At 64.6% G+C, this 10,501-nt stretch carries 11 protein-coding genes; 6 read left to right on the top strand and 5 right to left on the bottom strand.

The genetic code is table 11. The features are described 5' to 3' along the window. The 6 genes from alr to secF form a co-directional block, all read left to right on the top strand. The coding region (gene alr / locus O2807_06050) for an alanine racemase (protein ID MDA1000065.1) at positions 1-765 on the top strand (765 nt) is incomplete at its 5' end. Positions 766-787: 22 nt separating this feature from the next. Continuing rightward, a complete protein-coding gene (locus tag O2807_06045; protein ID MDA1000064.1) occupies positions 788-1,549 on the top strand; it encodes an ABC transporter ATP-binding protein in 762 nt (253 codons plus the stop codon). After that, entirely contained in the window at positions 1,546-2,703 is a 1,158-nt protein-coding gene (gene tgt, locus O2807_06040) for a tRNA guanosine(34) transglycosylase Tgt (protein MDA1000063.1), read from the top strand. Before O2807_06045 ends, tgt begins: the two co-directional genes overlap by 4 nt. A 142-nt stretch (positions 2,704-2,845) precedes the next feature. Beyond that, a complete protein-coding gene (gene yajC / locus O2807_06035; protein ID MDA1000062.1) occupies positions 2,846-3,175 on the top strand; it encodes a preprotein translocase subunit YajC in 330 nt (109 codons plus the stop codon). A gap of 62 nt (positions 3,176-3,237) precedes the next feature. Next, positions 3,238-4,788 (top strand): protein translocase subunit SecD, encoded by a 1,551-nt coding sequence (secD, locus tag O2807_06030; GenBank protein ID MDA1000061.1) that lies wholly within the window; start codon positions 3,238-3,240, stop codon positions 4,786-4,788. After that, a complete protein-coding gene (gene secF, locus O2807_06025; GenBank protein ID MDA1000060.1) occupies positions 4,789-5,754 on the top strand; it encodes a protein translocase subunit SecF in 966 nt (321 codons plus the stop codon). A 33-nt stretch (positions 5,755-5,787) separates the two neighbouring features. On the opposite strand, the gene O2807_06020 is transcribed toward secF, so the two are convergent. The 5 genes from O2807_06020 to argB all read right to left on the bottom strand — a co-directional run. Next, a complete protein-coding gene (locus O2807_06020) occupies positions 5,788-6,426 on the bottom strand; it encodes a TlpA disulfide reductase family protein (protein MDA1000059.1) in 639 nt (212 codons plus the stop codon). A 128-nt stretch (positions 6,427-6,554) separates the two neighbouring features. Further along, positions 6,555-7,772, bottom strand: a complete 1,218-nt coding sequence (locus O2807_06015; protein ID MDA1000058.1) for an argininosuccinate synthase — start codon at positions 7,770-7,772, stop codon at positions 6,555-6,557. Beyond that, a complete protein-coding gene (gene argF, locus O2807_06010; protein MDA1000057.1) occupies positions 7,765-8,691 on the bottom strand; it encodes an ornithine carbamoyltransferase in 927 nt (308 codons plus the stop codon). The genes O2807_06015 and argF overlap by 8 nt, the downstream gene beginning before the upstream one ends. Beyond that, a complete protein-coding gene (locus tag O2807_06005) occupies positions 8,688-9,881 on the bottom strand; it encodes an aspartate aminotransferase family protein (GenBank protein ID MDA1000056.1) in 1,194 nt (397 codons plus the stop codon). The genes argF and O2807_06005 overlap by 4 nt, the downstream gene beginning before the upstream one ends. Before the next feature lie 19 nt (positions 9,882-9,900). After that, positions 9,901-10,501 (bottom strand): acetylglutamate kinase (gene argB / locus O2807_06000; GenBank protein ID MDA1000055.1); only part of this gene is annotated, 601 nt, incomplete at its 5' end.

Below are 10,501 nucleotides of genomic sequence, written 5' to 3'. Positions count from 1 at the left end.
ACGGGGATGGGACGCCTGGGGATCGCGCCCGCGGAGGCGGCTGATTTCATTCAGATGGCGAAAAGGGAGGCGGGGATCGAGGTGGCCAGCCTGATGAGCCATCTCGCCGTGGCGGACGAGGAGGAGGGAGAGGCGCCGACCCGGGTGCAGTTCGATGCGTTTCGGGAACTGGCCGATGATCTGCGGGCGAAGGGGCTCTGCCCGCCGGAGATGCACTGTGCGAACAGCGCGGGGGCGCTCCTCTACCCGGATGCGCCGGGTGGATGGGTGCGGCCAGGCATCGCTCTTTACGGCTGCCCGCCCGCCGGGGCGGAGGGGGTTTCTCTTCGGCCGGTGATGACTTGGAAGGGGGCCGTGATTCAGGTGAAGGAAGTTGCCGCCGGCGCCCCGGTCGGCTATGGGGCCACCTACCGGCGCCGGAGTCCGGGCCGGATCGCGGTCGTCTCGGTGGGCTACGCCGATGGTTATCTGCGGATTCTCTCGAACCGGGCGGACGGCATCGTCCGGGGGCGGCGTGCACCGCTGGCCGGGCGGGTCTCGATGGACATGCTGGCGCTGGATGTGACCCACATCGAGGGGGTGGCGGCGGGCGATGCGGCGACGCTGTTGGGAGCGGACAAGGGGGAGCGCATCCCGGCGGAGGAGCTGGCCGCGCGCGCCCACACAATCAGCTATGAGATCCTCTGCAGCGTGAGCGCCCGCGTTCCCCGCGTGTTTGTGGCGCGCGGGGAAGTGGTGGGCGAGCGTTTTTTAGGCGGGGCGTGAAGGTCGATTGAGGGATAGCAACGTGCCGGGCGAAACGAAGATTGAGATTGAGGGGCTGGAGAAATCTTTTGGGGAAAACCGCGTTCTCCGCGGGGTGAGCCTCAAGATTCCCGCCGGCCGGATCACCGTTATCCTGGGGCGGAGCGGGGAGGGCAAGAGTGTGCTGCTCAAGCACCTGATCGGCCTCATCCGCCCGGATCGGGGGGCGATCCGCGTGGACGGGGAGGACATCGTCCGCCTTCCCGAGCGCGAGCTCAAGCGGGTGCGCGCCAAGTTCGGGATGCTCTTTCAGGGGGGCGCGCTTTTCGATTCGATGACGGTGGCGGACAACGTGGCGTTTCCCCTTCGGGAGCACTCCCGGATGAGCGAGGCGGAGATTCGCGAAAAAGTGAACGAAAAGCTGCACCTCGTCGGCCTGGACGGCGTGGAGGACCGGATGCCGGCCCAGCTCTCGGGCGGCATGCAAAAGCGCGTGGGGCTGGCCCGGGCCATCATCCGGGAGCCCGAAATACTTCTCTACGATGAGCCGACGACCGGGCTCGATCCAATCCTGGTGGATTCCATCGACCGGCTGATTCAGCGGACGCAGGAAACCCTGCACATCACCTCGATCCTCATCAGCCACGATGTGGTGAACGCCCTGGACTACGCGCACTTTGTCGCGATGCTTCACGAGGGCCGCATCCATGTCCAGGGAACGCCCGAGGAAATCCGGTCCATGGACGATCCCATCATTCAGCAATTCCTCTCCGGAAGCGCGGAAGGCCCGATACGCGTCCTGTGAGCTCCCCGGTTTCTTTCTCTGTTCTGGCGGCCGACCCGAAGAGCAAGGCGCGCGCGGGTCGCCTGGCGACCCCCCACGGGGAGGTGGAGACTCCCGCCTTCATGGCGGTGGGCACGCAGGCGGCGGTCAAGGCGCTCTCTCCGGATGAACTGAAGGAGGCGGGCTGCCAGATCGTGCTGGCGAATGCCTATCACTTGATCCTGAGGCCGGGCGCGGAGCGGATCGCAGAGCTGGGCGGCCTGCACCGGTTCATGAACTGGCCGGGCCCGATTCTGACCGACAGTGGGGGCTACCAGCTCTTCTCGCTTGCGCCCCTGGCCAAGGCGAGCGACGAGGGAATCGTTTTTCAGAGCCACCTCGATGGAACGCGAATTCACCTCACCCCGGAGAGCTGCGTGGCCCAGCAGGAGCGGATCGGTCCCGACATCGCCATGGTGCTCGATGAGCCGCTTGGCTTTCCCCACACCCGGGATCAGGCCGAGCAGGCCCTCGCGCGGACCACCGTTTGGGCGCAAAGGGCGCGGTCGGCCCACCGCCGGCCGGATCAGGCGCTCTTTGCCATCGTCCAGGGGGGCGGCTTCGAGGATCTTCGCCGAAAGAGCGCGGAGGAGTTGGTGCGGCTCGATTTCCCGGGCTACGCGGTCGGCGGCCTCTCCCTCGGGGAGAGCAAGCGGGACACCGGGAAACTGCTCGATGCGGCGACCGATGTCCTCCCACCGGAGAAGCCGCGCTACGTCATGGGGATGGGAACGCCCGGCGATCTCCTCCGCGGCGTCCTGCGGGGGGCCGACATGTTCGACTGTGTGATGCCGACGCGGCACGCCAGGCGGGGCAACCTTTTCACCTGGGCGGGGCGGCTTTCCATCAAGAACGCCGTCCACGCGGCCGATGCCCGGCCCATTGACGATGCGTGCGGGTGCGCCGCCTGCCGCGGGGGCTACAGCCGGGCCTACCTCCGGCATCTTTTCCAGGCGGGCGAGATGCTCGGTGCCCGCCTGATGTCGATCCACAACCTGTTTTTCTACCAGGAGCTTCTGCGGCGGGCGCGGGAGCGGATCGCGGCGGGTGATTTTTCGGCATGGGCGGCAGCGCTTCTGGCCGGGCCGCTGGGATTGGACCCCGAGGGGCCGCCTGGCGGCGGTGGCGCCGAATAAGCGGCTGATTATAAAGCCTTTGCTTGACAAGCGCGGGGGGCCTTGCTATCAATCCCCGGTTGCCTGCGCCCCGCCGGGCGCCTTTTATTTGGAGGGCTGGAAATTGCTGTCCCAACTGATGGATTCGCTGTTTGGAGGTTCCGTGGCTTACGCGATGTCCGGCGCCAAGGGGGGCGGGGGGCAGGAGCCAAATTTTCTCTTTCAGCTTGTGCCGTTCATCGCGGTTTTCGCCATCATCTATTTCATCATGATCCGCCCCCAGCAGAAGCGCCAGCAGGAGGTTCGCCAGATGCTGCAGGCCCTGAAGGTGGGCGACAACGTGATGGCGAGCGGCATTTATGGCGAGATCACGAAGATCAAGGATGATGTCATCCACCTGAAGATAGCGGAAAATACGCGGATTCGCGTCAACCGCTCCGCCGTCAGCGCCCGCACTTCTCCCGAGAGCGGCGGAAGCGACTCGAAAGAATAGCAGAAGCCTTCGGCAGCGTTTCACCGCGGCCCGGGCCGCAGGGACGCTCTTGGCAAGGGGGAATGATGAACCGGCTCGGTTGGCGATTGGGCATCATCGTGGTGGTGGCGGTGGTGTCCATTTTTTACGTCATTCCTCCCGAAGATCGCATCCATCTGGGGCTCGATTTGCAGGGCGGCATCCACCTCGTGCTCGAGGTGCAGGCGGAAAAGGCGGTGGACGCCAAGCTGGACCGTTATTTCTCCGAAATCCGAAACCGGCTCGAGACGGACGATATCCGGGTGCGCGAGATTCGCCGCGAGGGGAGAAAGATTCACGTCTCCCTCCACCGGCCAGAGGATCAGAAACGTCTCGAGGTTGTTTTTCAGAACTACCCCGATCTCGGCCTCGAAACGGTGACCGGCACCCCGCCGGTCTCGATCTATGGCTTCTCCGATCAACAGATGGAGCGGATCAAGGAGCAGTCCGTCTCCCAGGCCCTCGAAACCATCCGCAACCGAATCGATCAATTCGGGGTGCGTGAGCCCACCCTTCAGCGGCAGGGCCAACGGCGCATCATCGTTCAGCTTCCGGGGGTGAAGGACCCGGCCAGGGCCAAAGCCCTGATCGGCAAAACCGCCCTGCTCGAGTTCAAGATGGTGGTGGAGAGCGCCAACCCGGCCGAGGTGGCCCAATCGGGGGTGCCGCCGGGACAGATGCTGCTTCATGAAATCGTGCGGAACCGCGAGACGGGCCAGATCGTGCGGCGGGTCCCGTATCTGGTCCACCGCGAGGCGGCCCTGACCGGCGACAGTTTGACGGACGCCCGGGTCGAAATCGGCGACCGCTTCAACGAGTCCTACGTCAGCGTTACCTTCGATTCGGTGGGCGCCAAGGCGTTCGATCGTCTGACGGCGGCGAACGTGGGCAAGCGGCTGGCCATCGTCCTGGACGGGGTGATCCACAGCGCTCCGGTCATCCAGGAGCGGATTCCGGGCGGAAGGGCCCAGATCACGGGGCGGTTTACCCTCGAGGAGGCGCAGGATCTCGCCATCGCTCTCCGGGCGGGCGCGCTGCCGGCGCCGGTCAAGGTCCTCGAGGAGCGCAACGTGGGCCCCTCGCTCGGGTCGGACTCGATCCGGCAGGGGGTGCTCAGCATCCTGGTCGGTTTCTCCCTCGTTCTTCTCTTCATGATCATCTACTACAAGCTGAGCGGGCTGGTGGCGGTGTTTGCCCTGGTCCTCAACCTGCTGATCCTGCTGGGGGCGCTGGGGCTCTTCGAGGCCTCGCTCACCCTGCCGGGCATCGCGGGCATCGTCCTCACGGTCGGTATGTCGGTGGACGCGAACGTCCTCATCTTCGAGCGCATCCGCGAGGAATTGCGCATCGGCAAGACCATCCGCACGGCGATTGACGCCGGATACGGCAAGGCGTTCTGGACCATTTTGGACTCCAACGTGACGACGCTCATCGCGGCGCTCGTCCTGCTGCAGTTCGGGACAGGACCCATCAAGGGTTTTGCCGTGACGTTGAGCATTGGCATCGTAGCCAGCATGTTCACCGCGATTTTCGTAACGCGGTTCATCTACGACTTCACGCTGACCCGGCGCGACATCAGGAGCCTGAGCATTTAAATGGAATTTTTCTCCTCCGAAGCGAAGTACGACTTTATCGGCAAGCGCACCCTTTTCGGCGGCATTTCGATCGCCGCCGTCCTGCTGGCGCTGGCGCTGCTCGGCATGAAGGGCATCAACTACGGGATCGACTTCACCGGCGGCACGCTCGTTCAGTTGCGCTTCAGCGCCGCGCGCCCCATCGGGGAGGTGCGGGAGGCGGTTTCGGGCCTGAACTTCGGGGACACCGTCGTTCAGAATTTCGGCTCAGAGCAGGAGTTTCTCATCCGGGTGGAGCGCAGCTTGGGATCGGTCGAGGGCGTGGGGGAGCGAATCGCCGCCGCGCTGTCCAAGCGTTTCGGAAAGGGAACCTTCGAGATTCGCCGGACGGAGATGGTCGGCCCGCAGGTGGGCGCCGATCTTCGCCAGAAGGCGGTGAGCAGCATGCTTTTCGCGCTCCTGGGTATCCTGATCTACGTCAGCATCCGGTTCCAGTTCAGACAGGCGGTCGCCGCGGTCATCGCCATTCTCCACGATGTCGTGCTGACACTGGGGGCGTTCTCGCTCTCGGGCAAGGAGTTTTCCCTTCCGATCGTCGCGGCGCTCCTGACCATCGTGGGCTATTCCCTGAACGACACCATCGTGGTGTTCGACCGCATCCGGGAGAACGTGCGCCTCGCGCGGCGCTCGGAATTCGAAGAGATCGTCAACAACTCCATCAACCAGACCCTCTCGCGGACGATCCTGACCTCGGGAACGACGCTCGTCGCGGTCTTGGCCTTCCTCTTCCTCGGGGGGGCGGTGATCTCCGATGTGGCGTTTGCCCTGACAGTGGGAATCATCGTCGGCACCTACTCTTCCATCTACGTGGCGAGCGCCATCCTGTTGATCTGGCCCGAGCGCGGCCGCAGGCGAAGCGGCAAAGCCGCGAACCCCGCGCCAACGAAAAACCGGCCCCTGTCCGGGGGGCCGTTTTTTAAAAAATAACGGATACGGCTGCGAAGCGGCGGGGCGCTCGCGCTAGTTGTGCGCGGCTTCCCTGGTTTTCTTCGGCAGGGCTTTCTCGGCGAGAAGCCTTTCGAGGATGGCGTGGGCTTGTGGCGTATCCCAGTCGCGGTAGCCGAGCGTCCGGCCCACGACCTCTCCCCCCCGGTTGATCAGGTAATTCGTCGGGGTGTAGCGGACCCCGAACATCGGAGATACCGCACTTCCCGGGTCCAGCAGGTTGGGGAAGGTGAGCCGGTAGTCCTTCACGTAGGGGCCGACGAGGGAGGTGTCCTGATCCATGGAGATGGCGACGACGGCGAATCCCTGATCCTTGTATTTCTGATGGGTCTTCTCGAGAGCGGCCCGCTCCCTGGCGCAGTAGGGTCAGTGGGTGGTCCAGAAGTTCACGATCAAGACCTTGCCGGCGAAATCCGAAAAGCGCACCTTCTGACCCGTCAGATCGGGGAGCAAGAAGTCGGGGACGGCGACCGGCTCAATGGGCTGGACGTTGGCCTTGGCGAGAGCGTGGACGAGGTTCGGAAGCGAGCCCTCGGCGGGTCCGCCGACCTGTGTCGCGGGCGGGATTTCCCGGCTCGAGACCGGCCAAATCGCAAAGCCCCCTCCAATAGCCAGCAGACCGATAATAATGTATTTCAGATATTTAACATTCATAGTTAATGTATCTCTTTAGGCGGAGATTTCTCCATTCCCTCTCGTATAACAGGGGAAGGGGGGGGAAGATTCCCGAAAAACCGGTTTTTGGAGGCACCGCGCCGCTTGGGTGGGGCCGGGGCAAGTTCCTAGCCCTTGGCCCGCTTCTGGGCCTCGACCCTCAACCTGAGGGCGTTGAGCCGGATGAAGCCCTCGGCGTCCGACTGCGCGTAGATGCCGTCCTCCTCGAAGGTGGCCAGCTGGGGCTGATAGAGGGAATGCTCTGGCGCCGCCTTGCGCCCGGCCACGTAGCAGGCACCCTTGAAGAGCTTGATCCGGGCGGTGCCCCAGACACTCTTCATTGCCGTATCGATGGCGCTCTGCAGCATCTCCCGCTCGGGGGCGAACCAGAAGCCGTTGTAAACCATCCGGGCATACTGCGGGATGAGGGAGTCCCTCAGGTGGAGTACCTCCCGATCGAGTGTGATCGACTCGACCGCCCGCCGCGCTGTGTGCAGCACGGTTCCGGCCGGGGTCTCGTACACCCCTCGGCTCTTCATGCCGACGTAGCGGTTCTCGACGATGTCCACCCGTCCGACCCCGTGGGCGCCGGCCAGCGCGTTGAGGCGCTCGAAGAGTTCGACCGGATTCAGCCGCTCGCCATCGAGCGCGACGGGGTCGCCGTTCTCGAAATCAATCTCGACATAGTGCGGCTGGTCGGGCGCCTTCTCGGGCGAGACGGTGAGGACGTACATGTCCTCATTGGGCTCGCTCCAGGGATCTTCCAGCACGCCGCCCTCGAAGCTGATGTGAAGCAGATTCCTGTCCATGGAATAGGGCTTCTCCGCCGTCACCGGTATGGAGATGCCGTGCCGCTCGGCGTAGGCGATCAGCTGGGAGCGCCCGCCGAAGTCCCACTCCCGCCAGGGGGCGATGATCCGCACCTCGGGGTCAATGGCCGCGTAGGTGAGCTCGAAGCGCACCTGGTCGTTTCCCTTGCCGGTGGCCCCGTGGGCGACGGCATCCGCCCCCGTTTTCTTCAAGATGTCCATCTGGCCCTTGGCGATGACGGGACGCGCAATCGAGGTACCGAGCAGATAGAGTCCCTCGTAGACCGCCCCGGCGCGGAGCATGGGAAAGACATAGTCCCGCGCAAACTCCTCGCGCAGATCGACGATGTGGCACTCGGCCGCGCCGGTCTTCCGGGCCTTTTCCGCCAGACCCTCGAGCTCGCCCGCGCCCTGGCCCACGTCCGCCGCGTAGGCCACCACCTCGCAGCCGTAGCGCTCCTTCAGCCAAAGCAGCATGACGGAGGTGTCGAGCCCGCCCGAGTAGGCGAGGACCACTTTTTTCGGTGCATCAGGCATTTTCGGCTCCCACGAGCAGTTCCAAAAGGGCTTTTTGGGCGTGGAGGCGGTTTTCCGCTTGATCGAACACCACGCTTCGCGGGCCGTCGATGATCTCTGCGGTCACTTCCTCCCCCCGGTGGGCGGGCAGGCAGTGCATGAAAACAGCGTTCCTGTCGGCGCCGTGGAACACCTCGCCGTGCACCTGGTAGGGGAGGAGGCGCCTGCGCCGCTCGGCGGCTTCCTCTTCCTGTCCCATCGAGGTCCACACATCGGTGTAGATGGCGTGGGCGCCGCGGCAGGCCTCCTCGATGCTGTCCCCGATGTAGATGGTCGCCCCCGAGCCGGCGGCGAGGGCGAGGGCCTCGTCCACCACGCCGGAGTCCGGGTGGTAGGGCGGGGGGCAGGCGGCGCTCACGCTGATCCCGAGCGGGGCCGCCACCAGCAGGAGCGAGTGGAGCACGTTGTTCCCGTCTCCGAGATAGGCGATCTTCAGGCCCTTCATCTTCCCGAACTTTTCCCGGAGGGTGAGCACGTCCGCCAGCGCCTGGCAGGGATGGTGCAGGTCGGTCAGGGCGTTGATGACCGGCACCGCCGCGTTTTCGGCGAATTCCTCGATCCGGTCGTGGCCGTAGGTGCGGATGATGATGCCGTCCGTGTACCGGCCGAGCACCTTGGCGCTGTCCGCAATCGTTTCTCCCCGGCCGAGCTGGGTTTCCTTTGTGGTAAGAAAGATGCCGGTGCCGCCCAGTTGGGCGATGCCGGCCTCGAAGGAAACACGGGTCCGGGTGGAGTGCTTTTCGAAGAGCAGGGTGAATGTCTTTCCGGCCAGAATCTCCGAGGGCTTCCCGTCCTTCTTCATTTCGAGCGCCCGGGCGAGGAGCGCTTCGGTCTCCCCCGGCGAGAGTTCGGTGCCCGTGAGGTAGTCTCTTTTTCTCATTTGGCGAGGTCCTTCAGCGCGCCGTCGAGAAATTCCAGAAATCTGTCGATCATCGCTTTTTCTACAGTGAGCGGCGGCATCATCCGGATGACGGTGCCCACGGTGACGTTGAAGAGGAAGCCGGCCGTGATTCCCTTGGGAACGAGGGAGGTGGCGTCCCGGTCCACCTCGCAGCCGAGGATGAGGCCCTTGCCCCGGACATCCTTGATGAGGGCGTGCCGCCCCGCCATTTCCCGGAGCCCGGCGGCGGCGTATTCGCCCTTCTCGGCCACATCTTCGAGAAAGCCGGGGGCGAGCGTGGCGTCGAGGGCCGCGCAGCCGGCGGCCGCGGCGAGGGGATTTCCCCCGAAGGTGGAGGCGTGATCGCCCGGCTCGAAGGCCATCGCCTTGTCGCTGGCGACGAGGGCGCCGATGGCGGTGCCGCCCGCGAGGCCCTTGGCGAGTGCCATGGCATCCGGCGCCGCGCCGTAGTGCTCATGCGCCCAGAGTTTTCCCGTTCGCCCCATCCCGACCTGCACCTCATCGAAGAGAAGGAGCAGATCGTTCGCGTCGCAGATCTCCCGAAGGCCCTGCAGATAGCCCTCCGGCGGCAAGTGAACACCGCCCTCGCCCTGGATCGGTTCGACGAGAATGGCGCAGGTCTTCTCCGAGACCGCTCCGGCGACCTCCTCGAGATCGCCGAAGGGAAGATAGCGGTGCCCCGGCAGAAGGGGATGGAATCCCTTGTGGAATTTCGTCTGGCCGGTCGCGGAGAGCGCGGCCATCGTCCTTCCGTGAAAACTGTTTTCGAAGGAGAGGACTTCGTTCCGGCCCTCGCCGTGTTTTTTGAAGGAGTATTTCCGGGCGAGCTTGAGGATCGCCTCGACCGCCTCGGTCCCGCTGTTGCAGAAGAACACCTTGTCCCCGAACGAGTTTTCGGCCAGCCGCCGGGCGAGCTGGATCTGGGGCTCGATGTGGTAGAGGTTCGAGACGTGCAGCAGCTTGCCGGCCTGATCCCGCAGCGCCTTCACCACCGCCGGATGGCAGTGGCCCAGGTTGCAGACCGCGAGGCCCGCGACGAAATCCAGATATTCCTTGCCGTCCGCGTCCCAGAGCCGACAGCCTTCGCCCCGTACCAGCGCGATGGGGTATCTTCCATACGTCGGCGCGACATACTTGCCCGCCTGTTCAATCAGTTCCTTGTTCGACATGAGGAAATGCTCCCGTATTTCAATTGACGATTTGGGTTCCCACCCCTTCATCGGTGAAGATTTCGAGGAGGACGGCGTGCGGGGTCCGGCCATCCACGATGTGGGCCTTGCGGACGCCTTCCCCGAGAGCGGTGAGGCAAGCCTCGACCTTGGGGATCATCCCTCCCTTGATGACGCCTTGCTCCTTGAGCGGCTCGATGTTTTCGGAGCGGAGCGTGCTGATCAACTCTCCCTTCTGATCGAGAATCCCGGGAACGTCTGTCAGCAAAATGAACTTCTCCGCCTGCAGCGCGGCGGCGATCGCGCCGGCCACCGAGTCGGCGTTGATGTTGTAGACGGTGCCGTCCTCGCCCACGCCCAGCGGCGCGATGACGGGGATGAAGTTTTCCCGGACAAGGTGATGGATGATGCCGGGATTGATCTCCACCACCTCGCCGACGTGCCCGAGATCGATCTCGTCCGCGCCCTCGGCCCCCTGGCGGTTCAGGGTGAGCTTCCGGGCCCGGGTCAGTCCCGCATCCGAACCCGAGAGGCCGACGGCCACGCCGCCGTGTCGGTTGATGAGCCGGACGATGGCCTTGTTCGTCGAACCGGCCAGAACCATCTCGACCACCCCCACG

This window comes from bacterium (genome assembly GCA_027622355.1).
GTDB lineage: Bacteria > UBA8248 > UBA8248 > UBA8248 > UBA8248 > JAQBZT01.
The sequence above is the reverse complement of the archived record's forward strand: the minus strand, read 5'-3'. Positions and strand labels throughout refer to the sequence as shown.